23 protein-coding genes and 1 pseudogene are annotated in these 25,561 nt (G+C 44.6%); 16 read left to right on the top strand and 8 right to left on the bottom strand.

The window, feature by feature from the left end; genetic code table 11:
- Positions 1–108: 108 nt before the first annotated feature.
- The 5 genes from ACFQ3J_RS07395 to ACFQ3J_RS07375 all read left to right on the top strand — a co-directional run bounded on the left by ACFQ3J_RS07395 (position 109) and on the right by ACFQ3J_RS07375 (position 4,299).
- A complete protein-coding gene (locus ACFQ3J_RS07395; protein ID WP_251583985.1) occupies positions 109–549 on the top strand; it encodes a hypothetical protein in 441 nt (146 codons plus the stop codon).
- A gap of 165 nt (positions 550–714) precedes the next feature.
- Complete coding sequence (locus ACFQ3J_RS07390) at positions 715–1,113, top strand: DUF2512 family protein (protein ID WP_091156256.1); 399 nt, start codon at positions 715–717, stop codon at positions 1,111–1,113.
- A 42-nt stretch (positions 1,114–1,155) separates the two neighbouring features.
- Complete coding sequence (locus ACFQ3J_RS07385; RefSeq protein WP_091156259.1) at positions 1,156–2,823, top strand: ribonuclease J; 1,668 nt, start codon at positions 1,156–1,158, stop codon at positions 2,821–2,823.
- A gap of 164 nt (positions 2,824–2,987) precedes the next feature.
- Positions 2,988–3,968, top strand: a complete 981-nt coding sequence (locus tag ACFQ3J_RS07380) for a Gfo/Idh/MocA family protein (protein ID WP_251583986.1) — start codon at positions 2,988–2,990, stop codon at positions 3,966–3,968.
- Between the two features lie 25 nt (positions 3,969–3,993).
- Positions 3,994–4,299: a Dabb family protein gene (locus tag ACFQ3J_RS07375; protein ID WP_091156263.1), complete on the top strand. Its 306-nt coding sequence runs from the start codon at positions 3,994–3,996 to the stop codon at positions 4,297–4,299.
- A gap of 28 nt (positions 4,300–4,327) precedes the next feature.
- Here the strand turns inward: ACFQ3J_RS07375 and ACFQ3J_RS07370 are convergent, their stop codons facing one another.
- On the bottom strand, positions 4,328–4,579 hold the full coding sequence (locus ACFQ3J_RS07370) for a hypothetical protein (protein WP_251583987.1): 252 nt from the start codon (positions 4,577–4,579) through the stop codon (positions 4,328–4,330).
- Between the two features lie 108 nt (positions 4,580–4,687).
- On the opposite strand from ACFQ3J_RS07370, the gene ACFQ3J_RS07365 reads away from it, so the two are divergent.
- Positions 4,688–5,662, top strand: a complete 975-nt coding sequence (locus ACFQ3J_RS07365) for an aldo/keto reductase family protein (protein ID WP_091156268.1) — start codon at positions 4,688–4,690, stop codon at positions 5,660–5,662.
- A gap of 25 nt (positions 5,663–5,687) precedes the next feature.
- Here the strand turns inward: ACFQ3J_RS07365 and ACFQ3J_RS07360 are convergent, their stop codons facing one another.
- Positions 5,688–6,857 (bottom strand): S8 family peptidase, encoded by a 1,170-nt coding sequence (locus tag ACFQ3J_RS07360; RefSeq protein ID WP_251583989.1) that lies wholly within the window; start codon positions 6,855–6,857, stop codon positions 5,688–5,690.
- A gap of 121 nt (positions 6,858–6,978) precedes the next feature.
- On the opposite strand from ACFQ3J_RS07360, the gene ACFQ3J_RS07355 reads away from it, so the two are divergent.
- Both ACFQ3J_RS07355 and ACFQ3J_RS07350 read left to right on the top strand, forming a co-directional pair.
- Positions 6,979–7,545 (top strand): NAD-dependent epimerase/dehydratase family protein, encoded by a 567-nt coding sequence (locus tag ACFQ3J_RS07355; protein ID WP_311287452.1) that lies wholly within the window; start codon positions 6,979–6,981, stop codon positions 7,543–7,545.
- Positions 7,546–7,553: 8 nt separating this feature from the next.
- Positions 7,554–7,856: a hypothetical protein gene (locus ACFQ3J_RS07350; RefSeq protein WP_311287454.1), complete on the top strand. Its 303-nt coding sequence runs from the start codon at positions 7,554–7,556 to the stop codon at positions 7,854–7,856.
- A gap of 93 nt (positions 7,857–7,949) precedes the next feature.
- Here ACFQ3J_RS07350 and ACFQ3J_RS07345 read toward each other — a convergent pair whose 3' ends face one another.
- Positions 7,950–10,073: a beta-lactamase family protein gene (locus ACFQ3J_RS07345; protein ID WP_251583991.1), complete on the bottom strand. Its 2,124-nt coding sequence runs from the start codon at positions 10,071–10,073 to the stop codon at positions 7,950–7,952.
- Positions 10,074–10,217: 144 nt separating this feature from the next.
- Positions 10,218–10,649 carry a hypothetical protein gene (locus tag ACFQ3J_RS07340; RefSeq protein ID WP_251583993.1) on the bottom strand — a complete coding sequence of 144 codons (432 nt, stop codon included), beginning with the start codon at positions 10,647–10,649 and terminating at the stop codon, positions 10,218–10,220.
- A 352-nt stretch (positions 10,650–11,001) separates the two neighbouring features.
- On the opposite strand from ACFQ3J_RS07340, the gene ACFQ3J_RS07335 reads away from it, so the two are divergent.
- Positions 11,002–12,723, top strand: a complete 1,722-nt coding sequence (locus ACFQ3J_RS07335; RefSeq protein ID WP_285850291.1) for an ABC transporter ATP-binding protein — start codon at positions 11,002–11,004, stop codon at positions 12,721–12,723.
- The gene (locus ACFQ3J_RS07330; protein WP_251583995.1) at positions 12,720–14,492 is read left to right on the top strand and encodes an ABC transporter ATP-binding protein; all 1,773 of its coding nucleotides are present in this window, start codon (positions 12,720–12,722) and stop codon (positions 14,490–14,492) included. Before ACFQ3J_RS07335 ends, ACFQ3J_RS07330 begins: the two co-directional genes overlap by 4 nt.
- A gap of 135 nt (positions 14,493–14,627) precedes the next feature.
- On the opposite strand, the gene ACFQ3J_RS07325 is transcribed toward ACFQ3J_RS07330, so the two are convergent.
- A complete protein-coding gene (locus tag ACFQ3J_RS07325) occupies positions 14,628–15,734 on the bottom strand; it encodes a PdaC/SigV domain-containing protein (RefSeq protein WP_251583996.1) in 1,107 nt (368 codons plus the stop codon).
- A 294-nt stretch (positions 15,735–16,028) separates the two neighbouring features.
- A pseudogene (locus ACFQ3J_RS07320) lies at positions 16,029–16,866 on the bottom strand (sulfatase-like hydrolase/transferase); the annotation flags it as partial.
- A 140-nt stretch (positions 16,867–17,006) separates the two neighbouring features.
- Here ACFQ3J_RS07320 and ACFQ3J_RS07315 point away from each other — a divergent pair.
- Together ACFQ3J_RS07315 and ACFQ3J_RS07310 are read left to right on the top strand one after the other, a co-directional pair.
- On the top strand, positions 17,007–17,993 hold the full coding sequence (locus tag ACFQ3J_RS07315; RefSeq protein ID WP_251583997.1) for a DMT family transporter: 987 nt from the start codon (positions 17,007–17,009) through the stop codon (positions 17,991–17,993).
- A 61-nt stretch (positions 17,994–18,054) separates the two neighbouring features.
- Positions 18,055–18,531 carry a GNAT family N-acetyltransferase gene (locus tag ACFQ3J_RS07310; RefSeq protein ID WP_251583998.1) on the top strand — a complete coding sequence of 159 codons (477 nt, stop codon included), beginning with the start codon at positions 18,055–18,057 and terminating at the stop codon, positions 18,529–18,531.
- Between the two features lie 79 nt (positions 18,532–18,610).
- On the opposite strand, the gene ACFQ3J_RS07305 is transcribed toward ACFQ3J_RS07310, so the two are convergent.
- Together ACFQ3J_RS07305 and ACFQ3J_RS07300 are read right to left on the bottom strand one after the other, a co-directional pair.
- Entirely contained in the window at positions 18,611–19,783 is a 1,173-nt protein-coding gene (locus tag ACFQ3J_RS07305; RefSeq protein ID WP_091156288.1) for a cation:proton antiporter, read from the bottom strand.
- A 390-nt stretch (positions 19,784–20,173) separates the two neighbouring features.
- A complete protein-coding gene (locus ACFQ3J_RS07300) occupies positions 20,174–21,004 on the bottom strand; it encodes a MurR/RpiR family transcriptional regulator (RefSeq protein WP_251583999.1) in 831 nt (276 codons plus the stop codon).
- A 202-nt stretch (positions 21,005–21,206) separates the two neighbouring features.
- Between ACFQ3J_RS07300 and ACFQ3J_RS07295 the strand changes: the two genes are divergently transcribed.
- The 4 genes from ACFQ3J_RS07295 to ACFQ3J_RS07280 are packed head-to-tail and all read left to right on the top strand — an operon-like array spanning position 21,207 to position 25,541.
- The gene (locus tag ACFQ3J_RS07295) at positions 21,207–22,085 is read left to right on the top strand and encodes a cell division protein FtsQ (protein ID WP_091156293.1); all 879 of its coding nucleotides are present in this window, start codon (positions 21,207–21,209) and stop codon (positions 22,083–22,085) included.
- Positions 22,078–23,892 carry an ABC transporter ATP-binding protein gene (locus tag ACFQ3J_RS07290; RefSeq protein WP_251584000.1) on the top strand — a complete coding sequence of 605 codons (1,815 nt, stop codon included), beginning with the start codon at positions 22,078–22,080 and terminating at the stop codon, positions 23,890–23,892. Before ACFQ3J_RS07295 ends, ACFQ3J_RS07290 begins: the two co-directional genes overlap by 8 nt.
- Positions 23,853–24,686, top strand: a complete 834-nt coding sequence (locus tag ACFQ3J_RS07285) for an energy-coupling factor transporter transmembrane component T family protein (protein ID WP_091156297.1) — start codon at positions 23,853–23,855, stop codon at positions 24,684–24,686. Before ACFQ3J_RS07290 ends, ACFQ3J_RS07285 begins: the two co-directional genes overlap by 40 nt.
- Before the next feature lie 54 nt (positions 24,687–24,740).
- The gene (locus ACFQ3J_RS07280) at positions 24,741–25,541 is read left to right on the top strand and encodes a PHP domain-containing protein (protein ID WP_251584001.1); all 801 of its coding nucleotides are present in this window, start codon (positions 24,741–24,743) and stop codon (positions 25,539–25,541) included.
- Positions 25,542–25,561 lie beyond the last annotated feature (20 nt).

The raw sequence follows: 25,561 nt of genomic DNA, 5'->3' as shown, positions 1-25,561 counted from the left end.
AACATCCTTTTATTTTATTTTGGTTTGCTCGACTAATAGCCTGACTGTGTCGTGAGTAAGTATACCTGAGTGTACTGAAAGGGCTGAGGCGCTAAGGAGGGAACAAAATTGAAGAAGATGCTGTTATTAATGATCATAAGTGCAGTGATCTTGTTTACAACCGTCTATGTAATTACATCATTAAGTCTTGATCGTTATCCTCCCAAACCAAGCATCCAAGCTGGCGAGAAGAAAGTCCCATACTTACAAAGTACCTATTGCTGGAATGAATGTGCTGATTATATGGCACCGCCTGATATGGTGAAGCATCAGCAGCTAGAGCCGGTCATTGTCTCACCAGAAGCAGAAATCTCAATCGAGTTTACACCCAAACCTTGGGAAGGTTCGATGGGAGTTACAAAGTGGACGGATGATCTTCAATCCGAAAATGTCCCATTGGATTATAACATAGTGACTGCACCGGGCATAGCAGGTATTTATATTTATAGTGTTTATGCTTCTTGGGATAAAGGAAGTTCCAGTTATGTGTTCGCAATCAAACTCGAATAATATGAAATAATATGTATCATTTTTTGGATGTAAATTGTAACTTGCGGATAATATAACATCTAGAATCAATTTCATAACTCATTAATAAGGCGGATTCGAAGCTATATAGACAAATTAAATCATTTTGATCTATATATACTCTTGATTTAAGCAGCTAAAGGTATTATGAAATTGATTCAGAAAGGAGCGATTCATATCAAAAAAGAAATGGCGAAATTTCTGGCATACAGTGTGCTGGTAACAGGACTGCTGATGTGGCTCTCCGATGCTTCCTTCATCACTTCCTGGTTTGCCGCTTTGCTGATTGCGGCCATTGGCTTTTTGTTCGGCGACATCGTCGTATTTCGCAAGACCAATAACTTGATCGCGACCGTAGCCGATTTTATTTTTGTATTTGCCTCTCTTTGGATCTTCAAGGAGCTTATGTTCTGGAATACATCGTTAACCGACATTCTGATTATTTCTTTAGTGATGGCTGCATTCGAATATGTCTTCCATATATGGGTAGATCATGACAATCGCGAGCTGAGGAAGAAGCAGACCTACGGAACCAAAGAGTCCTAATCATCATTCTACAGCACGAAAAGGAGGTACTTAGTATTGAGTATGGAAGCTAGTCGATTGTTGATCGCAGCTCTTGGCGGCGTCAATGAAATTGGTAAAAATATGTACTTCATTCAATATGACCATGATCTGGTGCTTATAGATTGTGGCTCCAAGTTTCCGGACGAAAGTCTGCCGGGGATTGACCTTATTGTGCCCGACTTCTCATACCTGCTAGATCATCAAGAGGACATTAAAGCGCTGGTGGTCACGCACGGGCATGAAGATCACATAGGCGGCATACCTTATTTGCTGAAGCAGTTAAATATACCGGTGTACGGAACCGCACTAACCATCGGATTAATCAAAATAAAGCTGAAGGAGCACGGATTGTTAGACGAGTCCCAGCTGCATGTCATTGATGAGAATTCGGTAGTGGATGCAGGCTCCATTCAAGCCACTTTTTTTCCAACCATTCACAGTATTCCGGATTGTCTGGGCATCGTATTCGACACTCCTGAAGGCACGGTCGTCCATACAGGCGATTTTAAATTTGACATGTCGCCTGTAAACGGACCATACCCGGACCTTCACCGGATGGCAGAAATCGGCAAGAAGGGCGTTAAGGTCTTAATATCGGAGAGTACCAATGCGGAACGTGCAGGCTTCACTCCCTCGGAACGTATTGTCGGCAGCCATATCCTTGATGCTTTTTCCAGTGCCAAGCAGCAGGTGTTCATCTCCACTTTTGCCTCTAATGTGAACAGAGTTCAGCAGATTATTGATGCTGCGATTGAAACGAATCGCAAACTGGCTCTGCTCGGACGCAGCATGGTTAATGTAGTGGAAGTAGCCAATGATCTAGGTTATTTGCGAATTCCTGAAGGCCTGCTGATTGATGCGAGAGATTCCGAGAAATATCCGCCAGAACAGATTGCCGTTCTATGTACGGGAAGTCAAGGTGAGCCTATGGCGGCATTGTCCCGGCTCGCAAGCTCACAGCATCCGCATATTGAGATATTGCCAGGGGATACGGTAATTATCGCTGCCGGAGCGATACCCGGTAACGAACGTAACCTATCGAATGTAGTTGACAATCTGTATGGTATTGGCGCTAAAGTGTTATATGGCTCGGGCAGTGCTTCAGGTATGCACGTCTCGGGTCATGGAAGCCAGGATGAGTTGAAATTAATGCTTACGCTCATGAAGCCTGAATACTTATTTCCCGTACATGGTGAATTTCGAATGTTGTACAAGCACCGCTTGCTTGCCGAGTCTGTAGGTGTGCCTAGCGAGAATGTGTTCATTGTTCGCAATGGGGAAACCATACAAATTATGAATGGCGCGGTCTCCATGGGACCTAAAGTACATGCTGGAAACAATCTCGTGGATGGATTAGGGGTTGGGGATGTCGGAAACATTGTACTTAGGGATCGGAGACATTTGGCATCTGATGGTATGCTGATCATTGTTACCACACTAAGCAAAACAGAGAGAAAAATGATGGTTTCTCCCGAAGTTATCTCACGAGGATTCATATTCGTCAAACAAAATGAAGAGCTCATGGAGCAAATTCATCAAGTGATCTTAGACTCCATGGACAGTCTGTCCGAATCAGAAGTAAGTCAGTGGAACCTGATCAAGCAAATCTTGAAGGATGACGTAGGCCGATTCATATATAGCCAAACCAAAAGAAGACCGATGATACTTCCAATCATTATAGAAGTGTAGTTCAAATGGAAATGAAGGGACACATAAGTTATGTGTTCCTTTTTTTGTCATCCATTATCGCAATCTTCAGGGAAGTCCTTTATAATGGTCACAGAAGTGAAAGCCACAGCCTTTATTTTTTTGAAAACGGTGACAATTTGTTATCAAGGGAGAGGGTACATTCAATGTCGAAAACGATTAAGTGGGGAATATTAGGGACGGGATGGATTGCATCACAGTTTACGAAGGACCTTGCCTATGCAAGCAATGGAGAGGCATATGCCGTCGGTTCAAGACATGCGGAGAGTGCGCAGAAATTCGCCGCTGAGTATCGGATTCAGAAAGCTCACGCAAGCTATGAGAGCTTGGTAAACGATCCTGAGGTCGATGCCATCTACGTGGCTACACCGCATCCTTTTCATAAGGAGAATGTGCTTCTATGTCTAAGAGCGGGAAAAGCCGTATTATGCGAAAAGCCTTTTACCGTGAATGCCGGTGAAGTAGAAGAGCTGGTATCCTACGCAAGAGAGAATAAACTCTTCCTCATGGAAGGAATGTGGACGAGATTCCTTCCAGCAATTTGTAAGGTGAGAGAGTGGCTAGATGAAGGGAAGATTGGAGAAATCAAGCTGGTGAAGGCCGATTTTGGATTCCGTGCAGATTACGATCCAGAAGGCAGGCTCTTAAATCCTACACTTGGAGGCGGCGCATTATTAGATGCAGGGATCTACCCGGTATCCTTTGCGTCCATGATCTTCGGGGCTAAGCCTGAACACGTGTGGAGTACAGCACATATTGGTGATACGGGCGTCGATGAAGAATTTTCACTGTTGTTCTCCTACGGTGCCGGCAGAACAGCTCAGCTGAACGGGGCCGTACGACTCGGCCTAACCAATGAAGCTTACATTTATGGTACCGATGGATATATCCGAATCCCGTCTTTCTTAAATGCGTATACAGCAGAGCTCCATGTCGACGGCAATGTAACAACCTTCGAGGATGATCGTGAAAGTATAGGTTACGCATTTGAAGCCGAAGAGCTTGGAAAATGCTTGATTGAAGGACGTACAGAGAGCTCGGTTATCCCACTTGATGAGTCTGTATCCATCATGAAGCTGCTTGATCAGATTCGAGGTCAGTGGGGACTCCGTTATCCATTTGAATAATAATCCAACTCAAGGAGTGATTAGGATGGAACAACAGCAAATTATACATTCCGTGGTATTTTCACTGAAACACGATTGTGGCTCTGTGGAAGAATCCGCATTTCTTCAGGAAGGTAAATCTGCACTGAGTAATATTCCTACCGTGAACAACTTTCAAGTGTTTCGCGAGATTAGTCCGAAGAATACATATGACTTTGGTTTTTCCATGGTATTCAACAGTCGGGAAGATTATGAGGCATATAATGCTCATCCGAAGCATGTGGAATTTGTAACTGAGCGCTGGGAGAAGGAAGTTGTTCAATTTATGGAAATTGACTACAGCGCAGTTTGAGATGAATCTGCATTGACAATGCAGTAGTCTATGTTTGCATCAACGAGAAGAGCGGCTCGTTCCCGAAGAACACCTGACCAAGGCTTCCGGCTGGGGCCAAATGGTAGGATCTATCACCAATAAACTGAGATGTGTTGAACTCTCGAATGTTGCACTTCTCTTCATGACTGCTCGTCTGAAGTAAAATAGTACCATAGATTAATACAAAACCGCGCATGTCACGATTCTGTGGCTTGCGCGGTTTTGTTGTTAAGTGATAGGAGAATAAAAAGGGAAACATCAAATTTCCCCATTGCCCTTTATTCCGAATTTCCTATATATTGAAAGTGTCATTTAACTTTAACTCTATTAGAAAATATGATCTTATGCAGAGAGGAAGCGAGAGTCCATGAAATATAGAAGAGTAGGAGCAAGCGGAATCAAGGTTAGTGAGATTGGTCTTGGCAGCTGGTTAACCTATGGTACAGCGGCGGAACAGCAGGCGGCAGATGCCTGTATTGATAAGGCTTTTGAGTGCGGGATCAACTTTTTCGATACGGCTAATGCGTACAACCGCGGAGAGGGAGAGAAAGCGCTGGGAACAGCTCTAAGATCCTATAAACGCTCTGACTATGTGCTGAGTACGAAAGTGTACTTCCCAATGGGAGACGGACCAAATGATAAAGGATTATCCAGAAAAGCAATCATGGAGCAATGTGAGGCCAGCTTGAAGAGACTGGGAACAGACTATATCGACATCTATTTTTGTCATCGGTATGATCATGAAACGCCAACAGAAGAGACCCTTCGAGCACTGGATGATCTCACTGCACAAGGTAAAATTCTGTACGCTGCCATCAGTGAGTGGACTCCAGTTCAAATCACAGAAGCTGCAGCAATCTCGAAACAGCTGAATCTCCGCCCTATCATTGCGAATCAACCTATATATAATATGTTCGAACGATACATAGAGGACGAGGTGCTGAATGTATCCGAGCAAGCAGGAATTGGACAGATCGTCTTCTCTCCGCTTGCTCAAGGTATTCTTACAGGTAAGTACAAGCCCGGAGCTAATCCACCCGCAGGTACACGAGCAGCCGACAATTCCGTGAATGGCGTGATTCGCAGCTACCTACGTGACGATGTGCTTGAAGTGGTGCACCAGCTGGATGGATTAGCTAATGAGCTTGGACTCAAGCTATCACAGCTTGCACTTGCTTGGACACTTCGTCTGCCGGGAATCAGTTCTGCATTGATTGGTGCCACCAGACCCGAGCAGATTGTAGAGAATGCCCAATCCGTGGATATCGAACTGGATTCTATAACTCTTGCGAGAATAGACCAACTATTAGATCAAGTCAAAGATTTTAAACCAATGAGATAGCCTCCGAGTGAACTTAGAAATTTATTTAAGATACAGGCTGCTGCACGGCGCGTAATGCATTAATGCGGCCATGCGCCCAGAAGGTGCCGGTACCTGCAATCGGATCACAGGTAAATACGATACAATCTCTAACGTTGGTATTGGATCTGCCCTGAGCTGCAAGCAGAGCTGCAAGTCCTGAAACGAGAGGTGTAGCCATAGAAGTACCGCTTAAATAGGCAAAGCTGCTGCCGAGATAAGTGGACAATATTTGGTCACCAGGCGCAGCTACATCGACCCATGCACCATAATTGGAAAAAGCCGACTTCACATCGGACGCATTCGTTGATGCCACCGCGACGACGCCAGGGAGATAGGCCGGATACATCGGCGTTGTCGTATTATCGTTACCGGCTGCTGCAATAACAACAGCTCCACGATCCCAGGCATATTGCACAGCAGCTTGAAGAAACGAATCATTGGCCGGCGATCCCAGACTGAGGTTCACGACATGTGCCCCATTGTTCGCTGCATACACAATGCCATTAGCGACACTGGATAATAATCCATTGCCACTGTTATCCAAGGAGCGGATGGGAATGATGGAGGCCAGCGGAGCCATACCGGCAATACCGACTCCATTGTTCGTTGAAGCGGCAGCGATGCCGGCGACATGCGTTCCGTGCCCATTCCCATCGCTGGTATTAGGATCCCAATCGACATAGTCATATCCAGGAAGTAATTTCCCGGCGAGCTCAGGATGGTCAGGCTGAACGCCAGTATCTACGATCGCTATTCTTATGGCAGGAGAGCTCTGGCTGATGTCCCAAGCAGCAGGAGCCAGTACCTTCTGCGGAGCATATTGATAACCTGGGAAGAAGGGATCATTCGGAGTGTATAGGGCTTTGTACACATGATTGGGTTCAGCTGATTCAATCAGTTTATGCTTACTATATGTTTTGAGCATTTTACGCACTTTTCGTTTAGATGCAATTCGATAGAATCCCAGATCCTCGTAGTAATCTATAACCGTACATTTTGTTTTTTTGTACAGAGCGTTCATCTCATCCTGTGATGTGCCCTCAACAAACTTGATAATCAGCTCATTTGGCGCATGAGGATGGAATTTGCTGTCCGCCCGTTTATCCAGATATCGAAACGTGATGGTTGAGAGCACAATCACAGCGGCTGCTAATAATTCAAATCCTAGCCACATAATCATTCCTCCTCTATGAAATCAGTGATAGACTTGGAATATCATATGTGTTTATAGTGCTAAGGCTTGGACTTCACGGTAACTTGATATTTTAATCGTGTTAGGGATGGAGGACATAATTATGAAGAAGATCTTGATACTTGGCGGAACGCGATTTTTTGGAAAAAGACTTGTGGAATATCTGCTGCATGAGGGGAAATCAGAAATTACGGTAGCAACACGGGGAAATACGCCTCTTCCCTTTGGAGAAGAAGTGAGACATCTCATCGTTGATCGCGAGGTCGAAGAGCAGCTACGATTAGCCGCCGGAAGAGAAGCGTGGGATCTCGTATACGATAATATTTGTTACTCTCCAGATGCAGCCAAGGATGCGGTGAAGCTGTTTGATGGCAGAACGAATAAGTATATTTTTACATCCAGCTTATCCGTCTACGACGCAGGAGTTAAGGATGCTTTTGAGGAAGCGGATTTTGATCCTTCGACTTATACGATTCAGCAGGGCAGACACGACCGCTTTACATATCAGGAGGGCAAAAGGCAGGCCGAAGCTGTATTTATCCAGCAAGCTTCTTTTCCAGTCGTGTGTGTACGGTTTCCCATTGTACTCGGAACCGATGATTACACGAAACGTCTGCATTTCCATGTGGATCGCATTAGAGAAGACCGCCAATTGGCCTGCCTAATCTGAATGCCCGAATGGGCTTTATACAATCAGAGGAAGCCGCACGCTTTCTGGCTTGGGCAGGAGAATCCAGCATTACCGGTCCTGTAAACGCGGCATCCAATCATACCATTTCTCTTGGAGAATTAATAAAGCTGATTGAAACGAGGGCAGGCAAGAAGGCTCTGCTGACGAAAGAGGCCGGGGAGGATGCTGCTTCTCCATTCGGAGTGGATGCCTCCTGGTATATGAACACGAATAAAGCGGCCGAAGCCGGCTTTGAATTTGAAGATTTGAATGAGTGGCTTCCTAAGCTGGTGGATCAGCTTGTCCCTTGATTAAATTCCGAATATTGAGTATAGGACGCTAATAAAAAGAACACTTCTGCTGCATATTTTGCAACCAGAAGTGTTCTTTCTTAATTATTTGATTTATTCGTCACCTGAAGACGCTTCTGCCTGAGCTTGCTCTGAAGCCAAGGCTGCCGCGATCTGATCTGTCGGCTGTGTTAACAATTTATAAATAAGAGCTGCATTTTCTTGTACATTCATCGGTTTCATGGACTGATAGTCGGCAGAACCATCAGGATTAACTTCTACTTCCGGTCCATAAATACCAAGCCCGATCATCATCTTGATCGCAGGAGCTGCCCATTCGCTCGTGTTGCCAGACAGCTCAACCTCTGTAAAAAGTTCATCTGGATACTGTGCTTTATAGATTCTCCACAGCATCACAGCTGCTTCCTGGCGTTTAATGGCTTGATTTGGTTTAAATTGCTGTGCTTCACTCAGCATCCCAATTTCCAGAGCGGCTTGGATATAGCCAGCGGAAGGATGCTGTGACCAATCCGTTCCTTCTGCAGGTGTCGTTTTACTAGCTGGGATGTTGCTGACCTTCAAGATCTCCTCAACAAATTCAGCCCGTGTGACGATATGCTTCGGGTTAACAGACGTACTTGCGTCATTCGGATAATAGCCTAATGACTGAAGAGCGTATAAGGATTCAGCATAGGGACTGCTAGGACTTACATCTCTGAAACCAACAGGTGTTACCCCTTTGCGTTCATAACCCATTGGATTAAGGTAGGGCTCTTTCAAATATATGCTGCCATCCGTATGCTCTTTAAAAGCGGTAAACTGGCCGCTTATCTCATCGACAAACAGATTTTCCTCCACTTGGGTAAGAGTACGTGGTCCAAGAAAAGCATCCTCGATCGTCATCTTGCCTGCCTGCTCCTCCGTACCTGAGACGGAGCTGACGATTGTGCTTAGACGCAGATCGGCGTACAAACCGGTATAACGCTGAAGCTCATCCGCGGATTGAGGCTCATAATCGTCAAATCCGGCTGCCTTGGCATATTGAGGGAAAAATTCATTGATAAAAGCAGGATAGAACAGGTTCCGAAGCGCGCCCGACTGATTATAGGTAAGGAAGACACCAGTATTTTGCTCAGGAATCAGGAAGAGATAAGAACTGAATCCCATCAGATCTCCAGCCTTCGTAATAATCTTAGGACTGCTTCCCGCTCCAGGGAGCTGCATTGCAGCTTCAAATCCATAGGTTGTGTCCGGTAGAAGTGGATGGATCGCCGAACGATAAATCTCCATACTATTTACAGTCGATTCCGAAAGAATTCGGTTATCATCAGTTGTCCCGCCGTTTAGGAAGGCAATCATAAATTGGCTGATATCTTCAGCTGTCGTTAACATTCCCCCATGAGGCATTGGATTCGGAGATATCGCGTATAAGTCTATTGGATTTTTCACTGCATCGTAACCGGTTGCAAGTTGTTCTTTGAACTTGTCTGTAAGCAGGAAGCTGCTATTCTCCATACCTAGCGGTTTAAAGATGTGTTCTTGCATATAATCCTCGTACTCTTGACCGCTCACCTCTTGAACGACAAGCCCCAATAAAAGTGAGGCGAAATTATCATACATATAAGAGCTCCCCGGTTCACGAACAATAGGAGGCATATGCTCTTGAACATAATCCTCAATGGATATGTATTTATTAAAATCCGTGTGAATATCTTCCTGCTGAGGATCCCGGATCTCAAACCCTGTCGTATGTGTCAGCAAATGCTCAATAGTCACCGGTTTGTCATAAGGGTTATCGAATTCGAGGCCCGTTACATATTGCTCAAAATCAGCTTTCAAGTCGAGCTTTCCTTGTTCAACCAGCTGCATCGCTGCCACAGCATTAAATGTCTTGGATACAGAGGCTACACGAAAAGCAGTTTCTTCCGGATCTACCTTCGTTTGTGCTGCAAGGTCAGAATATCCGTAGCCTTCTTGTGCAACGACTTTGCCGTCTTTAACAATAACAATGGAAGCTCCAACATATTGTGCCATTGCCTCAGGTGAATTAAAGAACTCATCCAGGAACAAGGATGCTGTTTCCGAATTCAGCACCTTAACCTGCTGAGCTTGCTCTGCTGCAGCCGTTTGCTCTACAGCCAGAGCAGGCGGGGCAACAGACCCTAGTACAAGCACTGAAGCGAGAAATACGCTGGACAGAGATTTTACATGCTTGTGCAGGGTGAACTTGAATACCATGAAATCACTCCTTATTTCAATTTTTGACCCCCTGGAAATATCAGGAATCGTACTCATTATAACAGAGCCATGTTAGAAGAAAGGGAGAATTATTTGAATATTGTTGGGTGCGGGATAAATAAAAAAAGGATAAACGCAATGGTGCTAACGTTCATCCTTTGTCAGATTTACAGAACCGCATAACAGAATCATAGTGAAGAAGAACAGAAACATAATAAAGATAAGCAAGAGCGCAGGCCGATTCGTATGCATCACAATCATCGGACCCATCAGTCCAGTCATCATCCCACTTGTTATACCGGTAATTATTGTTTGCATGTCGATCAGCCTTCCGAAAATAAATCCTGCCAGCATGGATAGCATCGTCGCCGCAATGGTAACCCAGCTGGAATACTGAGGGTATTGAAGCCCCCAAAGTGCTCCAAAAGACAACGCACAGACCATACTGATCGTCATCGAGATGTTCATACCGAGATGATGGCTGATTTGTGCTCTCTTTTTGTTAAGATATACATAGCCGATAATAAGCGAACCTATAAGTAATACATTGATCATAATGAATAGTAATACGTCCATTTATTCTCTCCATAATGACATAGATTTGAAAGGTTTTATGAATTTGATTCGTTTTATACTATATTACGTACATTTCAAAATATGAGACCCGTTGCGGTTACCTTCACTGAAGTTGGGTTCTGTTCTGAATCTTTCTCATATTTCACATACACTCTTGATTAAAGCAGCTTAAGGAATTATGAAATGAATTCAGATTGGGATTATAATTATTTTTTACCTAGGAATGGATGTTGCTTTCATGTAGACTTATAAATGATTTAACGGCAAATGACCTTGGGTCAAATGAAAATAAGAAATACATATTTGTGTGTAGATGGGGGTGGGCACTGTGCCCAAAAAAGAGAAATTATCTATGTCATGGCTGCTGAGGTATCTCAAGCCAGTCAAAGGACGACTGCTCTTGCTGCTTGTAATGCTGCTGACATCAACCGGTTTGCAGCTAGTGAATCCGCAAATTGTGCAGCGGTTTATTGACACAGCAGCAGGAGGGGGAATGCTCACAGCTCTATTTCAGCTGGCAGGCATATACCTAGTTGTAGCTGTCGTAAATCAGCTTATCACCGTAGCCGTCAGCTATTTCGGTAATGATGTATCCTGGCGTGCAACCAATCAGCTGCGCGGTGATCTTTTGAAGCACTGCCTCCGGCTTGATATGAAGTTTCATAATGTGAGAACACCAGGTGAGATGATTGAGCGGGTAGATGGAGATGTTACAGCCATTTCCAATTTTTTTGCCATGTTTATCGTCCAGGTAGTCGGCAGCTTCGTATTACTCGCTGGAATCTTGGGATTCATGTTCACGATTAACGTGCCTATCGCACTGGTCATGACGGCATTTACGTTGTTATCGATCTTATTCATGGTCATTATCCGCAATCTTGGTGTCCGATCCTCCAAGGATGAGAGGGAAGTCAGCGCTTCTCTATTCGGTTTGATTGAAGAGCGGATTGCCGGAATCGAAGATGTTCAGGCTAATGGTCACGTTCCTTATGTCATGAATCGATTTCATCGGCTGATGCGCTCCGTGTTTCTTAAGGGAAGAAGAGCCTGGATGCTTCGGGTCATACCTTGGAATACAACGGTCATTCTGTTTGCACTAGCGGTGACTGCGGTCCTGCTCATCGGAGTGCATTATTACATGTCCGGAGCAATTACACTCGGTACACTGTACCTCATCTATCAATATACTCAGATGCTGAACGAACCTATTGAAATCTTGGGAGATCAAATTCAAGAATTTCAAAAAGCAAAATCTGGTATGCTGCGTTCAAGAGAACTGTTGTCCTTACGTAGTGAAATTATAGAAGGCGTTGAAGCTGAGCTTCCGGAAGGACCTTTGGGTCTGGAATTTGAACATGTTCACTTCAGCTATAACGAAGACAAACCGATACTTTCCGACATTCATTTCGAATTGAAGCCGGGAGAACTGTTAGGGATTATCGGCCGGACTGGGAGCGGTAAATCCAGCCTCAGCCGAACACTGCTAAGGTTATACAATATTAACAGCGGCGTTATACGCGTAGGTGGTGTAGATATTACCAAGCTGTCTCTGCCTGCGCTGTATAGACGGGTAGGGATGGTTACACAGGATGTACAGCTGTTTGATGGAACACTTCGTGAGAACTTGACGCTGTTTGATCATGAAATCACGGACGATGAAATTTTGCATAAAACGGAGCAATTAGGTCTAAGCAGATGGATTGAAGCTCAGCCTAACGGACTCGATACGCATCTCAATACGGGAGGTACATCTTTATCCGCCGGTGAGGCTCAATTGTTTGCATTAACCCGGGTATTCCTTACTAAACCAAGCTTAGTAATCCTTGATGAACCATCTTCGAGGCTGGATGCGGCAACAGAGACCATGCTTCAGTCCGCAGTAGATCAGATGATGAAGGAATGTACCGGAATTATGATTGCTCACCGGCTTGCTACACTGAGTCAAGTGGACAAAATTATGGTGCTGGGGGATGGCAGGATACTGGAGTTTGGAGAACGTGATGAACTCGCGAGAAATCCAGCCTCCCATTATGCAAGACTGCTCGTTACAGGCAGAGAGGAGGAACTGGCATGACAGTAGCGGGCTTTATCAGTAAGCTTTTTCGATTCAAGCCATTCTTGTTTATAATCAATGGCCTCTTATGGTGCATGTTCCATTCGCTTCCGCTTATTATCGGGCTTGCCATGCAGTGGTTCTTCGACCGGGCAGCTGCTGCGAATACGAACGATTATTTGTGGCTTGCCGTACCGCTGCTTCTTATGGTTGCTGTAAGAATCACGAGAGTAGGAACAATGCTCATCGCCTTCTATGAATGGGTAACTTATATTTTTCATATCCAAGCCATTCTGCGAACGAATATGCTGGCGGGAATTATGCGATGGCCAGGGCGGAATCTGCCTGCTTCCCCTGGGGAAGCGATGAGTCGTTTTCGTGATGATGTGAATGAGGTTGTAGAATATGTGGAATCCTGGGTTGATTTCTGGGGAATGTTCGTATTTGCTATCGTTTCGGTTTCTATCATGGCAAGCATCAATTGGAAGATTACATTAGTTGCTGTACTGCCGTTAATCATCGTCACACTGCTGAACAATCTCTCTGGCAATCGAGCACGCAGATACGGCCAGCAGAATCAGGAAGCGACCGGACGAATTACAAGCTTTATTGCCGAAACCTTCGGGGCCGTTCAAGCATTGAAGCTGGGTCAGGCAGAAGATCATGTGCATGCACGATTTATGAAGCTGAACGAAGACCGCCGGCAGGCAGCGCTTAAGGATAACTTATTTAAGCAATGGATGAGATCCTTGAATCAGCACATTTTAAGTATTTGCACAGGATTCATCCTTTTGATGTGCGCTGCCGAGATGAGAAATGGCAATTTTACGGTTGGAGATTTCGCGCTATTTACAACCTATCTAACAAACATTGGATTTAGTATCTCGTTGTTCGGTTATATGGTGTTCCAGCACAAGCGCCTTAAGGTGTCCTATGATCGTATGCGTATGTTGTTCCGCCCAGGTGAAGAGGACCGGATTATGGATCATCGTGAAATATATCTGTATGAGGATCCTCCCGAAATACCCGTAATAAGCAAGGATCGTACGGAGAAGCTGCGAGAGGTCACGATCCGTAATCTCAGCTATCAATATCCGAATTCAAATAATGGAATCAAGGATGTAAATCTGCAGCTGAAGCGAGGTCAATTCCTTGTCATTACAGGTCGGATCGGTTCAGGTAAATCCACCTTGGTTCGAGCTATGCTCGGATTGCTTCCTAAGCAAGAAGGATCGATTCGCTGGAATGGAGCAGAGATCGATCCGGCTCAGTTCTTAACACCGCCAAGAGCGGCCTATACACCGCAAGTGCCGCGCTTGTTCAGCGATACCTTGAAGGAAAATATCGTTCAGGGAAAACGTACAAGTGTGGAAGCCTCGCTCGAGCGTGCAATGAATCTGGCTGTAATGAATAAAGATGTAGGTGATCTGGAGAAGGGACTCGACACACTTGTTGGACCAAGAGGCGTGATGTTGTCCGGCGGCCAAATTCAGCGGGCAGCCACAGCGCGCATGCTGATGACAGACTCAGATCTGTATATATTTGATGATCTCTCCAGCGCATTGGACGTTGAAACCGAGCAGCAGGTGTGGGATGGACTGTTTAAGGAAGAGGATGTGACCTGCATCGCCGTCTCTCACCGAAGAGCAGCCTTGTCTAAGGCGGATCATATTATCGTGATGAAGGATGGACGAATTGAAGCTGAAGGCAGCCTTAATGAACTGTTAGAGAGCTGTGAAGAAATGCAGCTGTTATGGCAGGGAGAACATACACCTGTAAAAGTATCATAGATAAAATCATTTCATATTTCCTACGAGTTATAAATTTGATTCGCTATGATGTGCAAAAACACCTTTGGAGGATTCCAAAGGTGTTTTTGATATCTGTACGTTGTATCAACGTGCAGCCAGCAGATTCACACATTATTATCGTGCAGCTGCAAAAGGATCCGTTCCTTCAGGCAGCATATCTGCAAAACTGAATGTATAGGTTGGGAACCCATCGGCGTAGGATGCAATCTCATACAGTTGGAAGAACACCGTAAGCCCGCTCTCGGATACATAGAAATCGGGATCTTCCTTCAACCCATTAAATCCAAAGTCATATTTGTCCGCAGCTGTTTGCTTCTTCAGCATTTGATCCAGCTTCTTCTTGGCAGCATCTGAAGAATGAAGCAGATCGTCAACTGTCAGCTGCTGTCCATCCTTGAGAGAGAAAGTAAAGCCTTCACGGTAAGTCATTCCATGAGCACCACCTACATATTCATACAAGTCAGAGGCTATGCTGAGTACACCCTCCCGGTTAAAGGTGACGAGGAAGGTTCCGTGGAATTCGTAAGGCTGCTCATACTCCGAATCCCGCTCTGTTGCTTTTTTCTTCGCTTCTGCTGCGAAAGCTTCCGCCTTATCTTTGAATGTTTTGTTTATAGATTCCTGCGCTTCTTTATTTGCGAGACCGCTTAGTTTTGGATAACGGATGTTGATGGTTGCATTATTGTTACTGTCCGAGATCGTTTCCGAAGAGATGCTGACCTTATTCTGCTGCAGCTTTTTCAGTGTTAGTGTTTTGGCTGATGAGTTATAAGAGCCCTGAAAACCTAAATACTCCTTCAGCACTCTATATGGGACATACAGCTTTCCATTAATATTTTTGGCTTCATACTGGATACTGTTGTTGCCGATATAACGTTCATTTATATAGGTGCTGATGCCGTATTCAGACACTTCTAATCTCATCTGTGTGACTCCACTTCCGACAGTGTAGGTTTTAGTCCCATTCTTACCAGCTTTATAACTTAACGCAAGTCCAAAATCATCTCTTAACACCGAGATTGGAATCATCGTGTTTCCGTTTACCAGCCTGCCTGGCGCAGAGAGAGTCTTGCCATTATATTTCATCACGACGTCTGAAGCTTTGACTGAAGTTGCGGCGGCAACGACAGCTTCGGATTGCCCACTTAAAAAGCTCGCATTACCTACCAGGAGACCTGCGGACAAAATAGCTGCGGACCATTTCATGCTTTTCTTATTCATTATTATTCCTCCCTAATCTAAGCTGTAGCTCTTCTTATTATGTATTACCCAAAAATTCCTTTTTCTTCTTATAAGAGATAACTCTTATATTGTAAGACAAGATTTATTATAGGGAGGATATGAGGGAAAATGTTTACAGTCAGGGTTACAGTATTGTCGTCGAAATCAAGAGAATGGAGAGGATTTAGCAGTAATAGTAAGCTCTGCGTGGATCGTTATTTCTTCAAACAGTACATTAATGTGCGAGAATCAGTGATCGAGCAGATGACAAACCTACATATTTTTGTAAGAATCACAGAAAGACAGGAAGGTAGGGGCAAGGTCAACCAGTGATTGAATGGCGTTACATTGCTGACCGGCAGGCACATGACCGGGATAACGTACAATGAAAGGCAGCTTAATCAGATCTTCGTAGTGAAACCCGCCTTTCGCCTGTAAACCATGCTGTCCGAAGAAATGTCCATGATCTGTTGTAAAGACAACAATGGTGCTGTCGGCAAGTCCAAGCTCATCAAGCTTATCCAGTATTTTGCCAATATATTTGTCCATGAGGCTTATCATTCCGTAGTAGACACCCACGAGCTTCTTCTTATCGTAATCTGTAAGCCTTGCACGCTTGCCGTATTCATAGTAAGGATGGGAACGGTACCCGTGAATTCACTGAGCTGTTTCCGACAAGTAAGAGAAGTCAGGATTATCCTCCTGCGTTTTACCAAATATGATCAAATCCATAGAAAGGACCATTGAACCCCCTCCAATAATCAAAATCATGCACGACAGGATGTGCTTCCAGAGAAGGATAAGCCTCTGTGGACACTAAAGGCTGGAAGTGTGCTTTTCCAACGAGTGCAGTTTGATAGCCAGCACCCTTGAAATCCTCTCCAATTGTATGCCGATCTTCCAGCAGTTTGGTGCCCAGCGTCCAGGCTCCATGTTAACTTGGGTACATGCCGGTAATTATGGAGGCACGGCTAGGCGTGCAAGTCGGGTTAGGACAGTAAGCTCTGTTAAAATTCGTTCCTTCTCTTACTAACCGATCGAGGTTAGGTGTATGCAGCTCATTATTGAATGCACCGATCGTATCCCAGTGCTGCTGATCGCTCGTAATCAACAAAATGTTAGGTTTCTTCATCGGACAGCCTCCTTCTTACGAAAATTATAAAAAAGAACAGCACAGATGAAATAACTTAATGTATGATAGATTTATCATGTCTCCAACCGATTATCGAAATTCGTATGCAGCTAATTTTGGAACATCCTGAGGTGAATTCATTGAGACCGATATTGTTAGGAATATTCGCAGCCTTCTTTTTCGCATTTACTTTCGTCTTAAACGCGTCGATGGAATTGTCCGGCGGCAGCTGGATCTGGAGCGCCTCGCTCCGTTATATATTTATGATTCCGTTTCTAATCGTGATTGTCATGCTTAGGAAGAATTTCAGACCATTGATAGCCGAGATGAAAAAACAACCGAGAATCTGGCTCTTGTGGAGCTGTGTTGGCTTTGGTTTGTTTTATGCTCCATTATGCTTTGCTGCTGTCTATTCTCCTGGATGGCTAGCTGCAGGTACATGGCAATTTACGATCATTGCAGGCATGCTGCTCGCCCCTTTATTTACGGAAACGATACATACTTCTACAGGTGTACTTCAGATAAAAGGTAGAATTCCTCTGAAGGGACTTCTGATGTCATTCATTATCTTACTTGGCATTGTGCTGATGCAGGCTCAGCATGCAAAGAGCTTTTCTCTTGAGAACTTGCTGCTAGGAGCACTCCCCGTATTTATCGCTTCTTTTGCCTATCCGCTTGGCAATCGCAAAATGATGGAGCTGTGCGAGGGAAGATTAGACGCCTATCAAAGAGTGCTGGGCATGACACTAGCAAGCCTTCCATTCTGGGTTCTGCTGTCTGTGTATGGCCTTGCTATGGAAGGCATGCCTAGTCTTGATCAGAGTATTCAGTCGCTGCTTGTGGCCTTATGTTCCGGAGTCATTGCGACGGTACTATTCTTCAAGGCAACCGATATGGTAAGGGGGAATATGCAGAAATTAGCCGCTGTAGAAGCAACGCAGTCCATGGAAGTGCTGTTTGCACTCGCAGGTGAAGTATTATTATTGTCCATTGCAATTCCTTCAGCTATTTCTTGGATTGGAATGTTTATCGTTGTGATTGGTATGGTGCTGCATAGTTATGTTTCTCGGATTGAAGATCATAGTGTAGAAAAAGGATATTCATTCAAGCATGGAGATCATTCCTAGCTCAATTGGGTAATAATATGAATATCTAGCTTCGAGCCTAATAAGACAGGAGAGATTTAATTTGGATCTAAGAATTCGTAATGCTGTTGAAGGAGATATCCCATCCATTATTCAATTAAGACAGGAATATGATGAAGTCATAGCTGACAGAAGACCTGATCTGTACAAGCTTGCTGACAACTATACGGAGGAAGAAGTTCGAGGATTCCTCGGTGCTCATCATTCGGAGGTGATCGTAGCCGAGTCCACGAACAATGTGATTGCAGGTTATGCCATCGTAGATGAAGAGAAGGTGAATGAACACAAGATATACAGGGAAAGAAAGGTATTATTCATCCGTGATTTCTGTGTTCGTGAGGAAATTCGGGGAGCAGGAGTAGGTCAATCTTTAATGGAGTTTATCATAGAGCTCGGTAAAGAGAGACAGGCAAATGCAATTGAGATCGATGTACTTGCAGATAATGAGCGTGCAGAAGCCTTTCTGGAATCAAATGGAATGAGCACCAAATCGATAAGATATGAAATGGAGATTGATTAAAATTCGATTGGTCAATAGGTAATAAAAAACAGGCAGACATTTTTAGAATGTCCTGCCTGTTTTTTGATATGACTCTATTTTATTTCTGGGAACTAGCTTGACTCAATTGATTCGCGTGTTTATCTGCGAACATGATTTTTAGAAGCGGTGGCGTAACGAGCGTCGTTACAATGACCATAATAATAACCGAAGTGTAATACTGTGGATCCAATAGACCTGAAGCAAGGCCTGTTCCGGCGATAATCAAGGCGACTTCACCCCGGGATATCATTCCCGTACCAATCGAGAAGGAGGAATGCGTATTGAATCCTGTCAATTTGGCACCCAGTGCTCCACCCAGGAGCTTCGTGAGAATGGCTGCCACGCTCAGGACGATAATAAACCCGATCTGAGAACCAACGCCTTCGAAATTCACATTAAGTCCAATACTTACAAAGAATACGGGAACAAACAAGCTGTATGCGATCGGCTCAAGCTTATGCTCAACAGTGTGTTTGTACGGAGTTTGGGAAATGGCAATACCTGCTGCAAATGCTCCAATAATACCTGCAACGCCCATCCACTCGGCAAAATAAGAGAAGGCAAGTGCGATGATAACACCACCGGATATTACCGTCTCCGACACTCTAAGCTTACTGATCCACTTCATGACGAGCGGAACGACCCAGATCGCTGCTGCGATAATGACAACGAAGAACAATACTTTCTTACCGATAAGCGAACCAATACTTACGGATTCTCCTGTTCCTAACAGACTCATCATAACAGCAAGCAGTACAACGACTAGAATATCATCCACTACGGCAGCTCCCAGTATCGTCGTACCTTCGCGTGAATTCAGTTTATTCATTTCCTTCAGTGTTTGAACGGAGATACTCACCGATGTGGCACAGAGCAGAAGTCCAAGGAATAAGGCATGGCTTTGCTCAATCCCGAAAGCCAAGGCAGAGCTGTATCCGCCTACGAACGGAAGGATGATACCCCCAACGGCGACGGCCAGAGCTGCCTTCCAATTCTTACGGAGCTCCTCCAGATCCGTTTCCAGCCCAGCAATAAACATGAGGATCAAGACACCAATTTCTGAGAATTCATGAATAAATGATGTTTGATGTATCCATCCAAGCACAGCCGGACCCAGAATAACACCGGCGATCAGTTCACCAAGAACGGACGGCTGACCCAGCTTGAGGGACAAGTGACCTGCCAGTTTAGTGAAGATGAGGATGAGTACTAAGTGTAAAATAAATTCCATATCTTTCTCCTTTCGTTTCCACATTTATGTTGTTACATAATCGAAGGAAATATCCACTCTCAATTAAAAAAGGCGCATTTACGCAAGCTCTCCGTAAACACGCCTTAAAAATAAACAGAGAGGGGCCTTGTGTGGCAGGCTCCTCCCATGAACAACATATTTGGTTTTAACTGAATCATGCGTTATGAAATTGATTCAACTATAATCATTATTATAACAGTTTCAAATCATTTTGTGAATATGCTGCAACCATTTATTTTGTAAATCACATCAAGAAGGATGGTAACACGAAGAGCAATTCACACTATTCCTGCTCTAAGCCAAAGCTCCAATACCTCGGACATGATATTTCACTGTGAGCTCTGACGAATCGCATGGTCTCTGAAACTGCTAACGCGGAAGCTTGGAATGATATCTGGCTCTTAGCTGCTGCAAATGTCTAAGCTTGCTGAGACTTTCTTCATTCATGGCAATGCCCACATTGAGAATCAAATTCTCAATTACGAACACAGGTCCAATCATGGAATGGAATTCCCATACTTCACCTCTACCGGCATACAGCACGAGATCCGCCTGACTTGCCCGAGGATATACCAAGCGGTCCGTAATCAGAATAACTCGATAGCCTGCTTCTTCTGCATAATCCAATATCACTTCAATCTCCGGCTTTAACTGCACGAAACCAAAGACAAGCAGCACGTCATCAGGGCCGGCATGCATCAGCGATTCAAGCAATTCTTGACCACTTGGGGCCATAATCTGAATATGGAATCCAAATCGATGTAATCGAAACGCAAACAGTTCAGCGAGCGAAATACATGGACCTGGCGCAAAAATAAAGATCTGCCTCGCCTGTCGTATCGCTTCAGAGGCTTCGTTCAATACTTTTAGATCCAGTCGTTGACATGTCTCTTCTAAATGCTGATGAATTGTGCCCAGCAGGGTTTGTGGCAGAGGAAGTCCTTCGATCTTGCTTATCGTGTCTTCTAATTTGACCGCAGGTGCAGACTCCAGGCGGAAACGAAGCTTTGCCTTGAATTGTTTGGCATTGACGTAACCCACCGATTTCCAGAACCTTGAGACGGAGGCAATGCTTATTCCCACCTCATCTGCAATCTCCTGTTCTGTCATATATAGAATCCGCTGCTCATTCCGCTGTATAAAATCAGCCAGCAGCCGCTGATTGGTAGAGAAATGTTTTTTACCCCATTCTTCATACATCCGATTGTATACCTCCACTAATTATGTTATCTCCGCGACTAAACACTCCTAAATATAAGGATTTATTGTTATGTAAATATTTTTACATCGTCAAAAATAATGAAAAAATGTTGATTCTGCGTTAATAAAACTGGAATTTAGCGATAATCAGACCTTCTTATAATGGTGTTATATTTCACGATTAGAGGAGGAACTTAACAAGATGAATACATTGTCTGCGCGGTACACACTGACCTCATCACAAAAAATGATGATATTTGTCCTGTCCATGTCTTTGTATGGTTTGTCCAACATGTTCACAGAACTGATTCCAAGCGTGCAGCTTGGGCCTATCGAATTATCGGTGGAGTACTTCGCGTTTATTCCGCTCACGCTGTGTATGCTGTTTCATCCGCTGTATGCGGCGGTAGGTGCATCGGTAGGAGAGATCATCTTCGGTGAGCTGATGCTCGGTCAATTCGGCGGCCTCGGAGAAGTGGAGAAATTCATCACTTTTTCCTTGGCGATGTACACAGCGGGAAGGTTGGTTACGGATCCGACGAACAAGCGTCAGGTAGGTATAGCAGCGATTACAGGGGTTGCCATTCATCAGCTGCTTAGTTCTATAGTGGATATCGTCAAGGTCTGGGTAGGTGTAGAAGAGCTTGAAGCGGTAGAGGGTCTCGCTGAAAGTATCGTCGTCATCGAAGGGGTCGGTTTCCTAAACGATGTGTTATTCTCAGGCATCTTGTTCGCCCTGCTTCCGACCCTTTATCTTGTTCCTCGGCTGTATGGAAAGATCGAACCGCTTCTAGGGATACGTCCCCGTCATAAAGGAATGAAATACGAAACAGCTGCATGGTTATCACCGAAATATGTGATCGTTAGTGTGATCCTTGCCGTCGTAGCTGTAGGAGCAGAGATTCTCTCTGAGACGGAATGGAATATTGCGGAATGGGAGGATGTCTTCACAGCCTTATCAGAACAGCAGCTAATATGGATCAGTATTGGAGCAGCTGCACTAATAACGGTCATTACGCTCATTGCAATGCGCAGCAGAGCAGGCAAGTCGGATAAAGGAACGGAGACAAAAAATGTGTGAACCCGTTATTCAATTATCCAATATATCGTTTACATATCCCGGTGATGTAATTCCTGTATTAGAAGAAGTATCGCTCACAGTGAACAAAGGTGATTTCATCGCAATCGTTGGAAGCAATGGGTCAGGCAAATCAACCTTGTGCAAGTTATTTAACGGTCTCATCCCTCATTATTATGCAGGCGAATACACAGGGGATTCAAAGGTCTGTGGATTGGCTACTGAAACAGCAGCTGTAGCAGAACTATCCCGATATGTAGGCTATGTATACCAGGATTTTGAGAATCAGCTGGTCAGGCCTACCGTCATGGACGATGTTATGTTCACACCACTGAATTACGGATATAAGGATTACGCAGCCCGCGGGGAGAGAGCACTTCGTATGATGGGTCTCTATGGTGTAAAGGATGCATTCATCTGGTCACTTAGTGGTGGACAGAAGCATTTGCTGGCACTCGCCGGTGCGCTCGCCATGGATCCTGAAATTCTGGTGATCGACGAGCCAGTATCACAGCTTGATCCGCGTCATGCCCGGCAAATATACGATATTCTAAAGCATCTGAATGAGGATTTAGGAAAAACCATTATTGTTATTGAACATCATGCAGAATTTATTGCTGATTATTGTAATGAGGTCGTATTGATGGATCGTGGTCGAATCAAGTGGAAGCGTCCTGTCCGCGAGGCATTATCTTCAGTGGAAACCTTGCTGGAGCTCGGGATCTTCCCGCCTCAGGTGACACAGGCTGCTTGGCATGTTGCCTATCCACAGAGTCCGGATTCACAGAGGGATCATTCGTCTAAGGAACAGCTTCTTCCCATAACACTAGAGGAAGCAATACATTGGTTTGCTGCTGAGGAGAGAACAGAGGTGAAGACTCTTGAGATGCCGCTTATCCGCCAATCCGAAACAACAGATACGGCAAATACAATGATCCTGGCTGAAGATGTCCATCTGTCCTACCGAACAATCCTTAAAAAAATGCAGTCCGTATTAGACGGAGTTGATCTACAAATTCATTCCGGTGAATCCGTAGCCATCGTAGGTAATAACGGGGCAGGCAAATCTTCTCTCTTGAAATTGATTGCCGGAATCGTGAAGCCGACGTCGGGTTACATGCAGGTAAACGGGCAGGACGTAAGAGTAATGACACCTGAGAAAATGGCTAGGCATACAGCTTATGTATACCAAAATCCAGAGGAAATGTTCATCGAAGATTCGGTTGAAAAAGAAATTGCATACTATCTGAACGCTCATCGTGTACCCGATAAAGATCAGCGGCTTGCCGACATGCTTCAGCATTTCCGACTAGATGAGCTTAGGGACAAGGATGCCCGTCTGCTTAGCGGTGGACAGCAGCGCCGTACGGCTCTGGCGATTGGGGCAGCCATGGAGCCTGCAATTATGCTTCTTGATGAACCTACAGCAAATCTGGATATAGCGACCAAACACGAAATGCAGCAAGTATTAGCTTCGTTAAAAGATAAAGTTGAGACGGTCATTATTGCCACTCATGATATGCAGCTGGTCTCCGAGTGGGCTACGCGAATCATCGTTATGCATCAAGGGGTTGTTCTGGCAGACGGGACGAAGGAAGAAATCTTTGCTGACGGGAGATTGCTGGAGCGTGCAGGTCTAGTGTCGACTCAGCTCATGGAACTAAGCCTTGCTCTAGGATTGCCAAGGATCTGCTACACGCTTGATGAGTTTCTTGCATTTTATTCTCCTGCAAGCGGGCCTCAGCTAACGGGGGAAGGGGAGGTGAGCACATGGATATCGTCCGAAAAACGCTTGACCGCATCTCCGTAGAGCGAATCAAGCTGGAGCTGTTAGGGACTGCCTATGGCAGATCAACGACATTTATTGGAAGGCTGGATCCAAGAACCTTGCTGCTGTGGTATCTGTTCTTTGCGATCGTCCCTTGGTTTATACATAACACAACTGTACTGTTCGGTATGTTTGTGTTTATCGTTAGTATGACTGCACTCGCGCGAGTCAGCTACGTCATTCTCATTATTTTAACGCTAGGTCTCATTGGTCAAGTAGGGTGGATGTTTCTGTTCTCCATGCTGTTTGGAGGCAGCCTTGAATCATTATTGCCGCTTCTCACCCTTACACTGAAATTATCCGTTATTTCACTAGCGAGTATTGCTGTATTTTCCAGCATGGATCCAGAGAAATTGAGTGACGGACTATCTGCGTTTGGAGTTCCTGAAGCATTCTCGTTCAGCTTATCGTATGGTTATCGGATACTACCTACACTGTTATCAGAGTTTCATCAAATCTTGTTGTCTTATCGGCTAAGAGGACGTTCGCCTGAAAGTCCTGGCGTTCTCTACATCAGGAACATCATTTACTATTTGCGCATATTGGTGCTCAGCTTCTACCCACTCATGTTGAATACGGCTAAACGTTCAAGGACGACCGTTGAGGCCCTTGAGACAAGAGGTTTTACGTACGGGATGAATCATCCTGAAGTAAAGAAGCTGAGGCTGTCCTATCTTAAGATTCAAGCAATCGATGTTTATTTTATTATTTTTTCATTGGCTTATGTCGGCTGGCTGTTCTGGTTTGGGGAGAGGCTTCCGAACTTGCTGTATTAACCGATTGACAGAATGATTCCTAACTCAAGTTATAACTAAGGAGAGATGAATACAATGTTCATAGATTTGCATACTCATGGGAAGCTATCCAAGAAATCTGATTTTTCCATTACCTATTTCAAGGAGATGCTGACAGAAGCTCGATCTAATGATATTTCGGGTATCGCACTAACCGAGCATTTCAATACTAAAAATTTTGAACGGATCTATGAAACACTTGATGAGGTATATTCTTATAATGGGCATTATTACGAGGCTGAAGGGGTTCGTGTATTTCCGGGGATGGAGGTGGATATTAGAGAAACGGGACATATCCTTCTAATCAGTACAAGAGACAAGATCTTGGCTATTCGGGAACAGCTCAAGCCTTATCTGTCTAAAGATAACTTCATTTCTTTTGCCCAGCTGCTCGAGCTTGTGGAGGAACGGAATGTTTTGAAAATTGGAGCGCATCCTTATCGGTCATCGACTCCGCTTCATCATATTAATGTAGACCTGCTGAAGCGACTTGATGCACTGGATCTCAATGCTAAGGATCTATACAAACAAGGAGTGGATGTGTATCAAGAGAAAATCGATCCTTTTGCGAAATTGCTCGGGCTACCGATCGTTGCTGGAAGCGACAGTCATCAATGTCTTCAATTTGGGAGCGTCATGAATCGCATGAACGAGCCTGTGAACACCGTCGATGAACTAAGAGAGGCTATTAAACATGGAGCATATCAAATTGAAATATCGGATTCATTAGAGCTGAGAGTTAAAGCTTCCGTGATGATGAAGAAGCTTCTTAAGCAGTTGCAGGGAGAGCCCCTAACAAGAGAAGAAATGGAACAGGAACACGTAGTCTTACCATAATAAGCGATACTAACTGCGGG

It is taken from the genome of Paenibacillus provencensis (assembly GCF_042678545.1).
Taxonomy (GTDB): Bacteria; Bacillota; Bacilli; order Paenibacillales; family Paenibacillaceae; genus Paenibacillus; species Paenibacillus provencensis.
This window is presented reverse-complemented; position numbering and strand designations above follow the sequence as displayed.

What these genes read in the sequence shown, in the direction of transcription:
- ACFQ3J_RS07290 (WP_251584000.1), top strand. Translation starts at nt 22,078, where the DNA reads ATGTGTGAACCCGTTATTCAATTATCCAATATATCGTTTACATATCCC.
- ACFQ3J_RS07390 (WP_091156256.1), top strand. Translation starts at nt 715, where the DNA reads ATGAAATTGATTCAGAAAGGAGCGATTCATATCAAAAAAGAAATGGCG.
- ACFQ3J_RS07345 (WP_251583991.1), bottom strand. Translation starts at nt 10,073, where the DNA reads ATGGTATTCAAGTTCACCCTGCACAAGCATGTAAAATCTCTGTCCAGC.
- ACFQ3J_RS07335 (WP_285850291.1), top strand. Translation starts at nt 11,002, where the DNA reads ATGTCATGGCTGCTGAGGTATCTCAAGCCAGTCAAAGGACGACTGCTC.
- ACFQ3J_RS07380 (WP_251583986.1), top strand. Translation starts at nt 2,988, where the DNA reads ATGTCGAAAACGATTAAGTGGGGAATATTAGGGACGGGATGGATTGCA.
- ACFQ3J_RS07330 (WP_251583995.1), top strand. Translation starts at nt 12,720, where the DNA reads ATGACAGTAGCGGGCTTTATCAGTAAGCTTTTTCGATTCAAGCCATTC.
- ACFQ3J_RS07370 (WP_251583987.1), bottom strand. Translation starts at nt 4,579, where the DNA reads ATGTTTCCCTTTTTATTCTCCTATCACTTAACAACAAAACCGCGCAAG.
- ACFQ3J_RS07300 (WP_251583999.1), bottom strand. Translation starts at nt 21,004, where the DNA reads ATGTATGAAGAATGGGGTAAAAAACATTTCTCTACCAATCAGCGGCTG.
- ACFQ3J_RS07285 (WP_091156297.1), top strand. Translation starts at nt 23,853, where the DNA reads ATGGATATCGTCCGAAAAACGCTTGACCGCATCTCCGTAGAGCGAATC.
- ACFQ3J_RS07280 (WP_251584001.1), top strand. Translation starts at nt 24,741, where the DNA reads ATGTTCATAGATTTGCATACTCATGGGAAGCTATCCAAGAAATCTGAT.
- ACFQ3J_RS07360 (WP_251583989.1), bottom strand. Translation starts at nt 6,857, where the DNA reads ATGTGGCTAGGATTTGAATTATTAGCAGCCGCTGTGATTGTGCTCTCA.
- ACFQ3J_RS07375 (WP_091156263.1), top strand. Translation starts at nt 3,994, where the DNA reads ATGGAACAACAGCAAATTATACATTCCGTGGTATTTTCACTGAAACAC.
- ACFQ3J_RS07350 (WP_311287454.1), top strand. Translation starts at nt 7,554, where the DNA reads ATGGGCTTTATACAATCAGAGGAAGCCGCACGCTTTCTGGCTTGGGCA.
- ACFQ3J_RS07325 (WP_251583996.1), bottom strand. Translation starts at nt 15,734, where the DNA reads ATGAATAAGAAAAGCATGAAATGGTCCGCAGCTATTTTGTCCGCAGGT.
- ACFQ3J_RS07340 (WP_251583993.1), bottom strand. Translation starts at nt 10,649, where the DNA reads ATGGACGTATTACTATTCATTATGATCAATGTATTACTTATAGGTTCG.
- ACFQ3J_RS07385 (WP_091156259.1), top strand. Translation starts at nt 1,156, where the DNA reads ATGGAAGCTAGTCGATTGTTGATCGCAGCTCTTGGCGGCGTCAATGAA.
- ACFQ3J_RS07365 (WP_091156268.1), top strand. Translation starts at nt 4,688, where the DNA reads ATGAAATATAGAAGAGTAGGAGCAAGCGGAATCAAGGTTAGTGAGATT.
- ACFQ3J_RS07295 (WP_091156293.1), top strand. Translation starts at nt 21,207, where the DNA reads ATGAATACATTGTCTGCGCGGTACACACTGACCTCATCACAAAAAATG.
- ACFQ3J_RS07355 (WP_311287452.1), top strand. Translation starts at nt 6,979, where the DNA reads ATGAAGAAGATCTTGATACTTGGCGGAACGCGATTTTTTGGAAAAAGA.
- ACFQ3J_RS07305 (WP_091156288.1), bottom strand. Translation starts at nt 19,783, where the DNA reads ATGGAATTTATTTTACACTTAGTACTCATCCTCATCTTCACTAAACTG.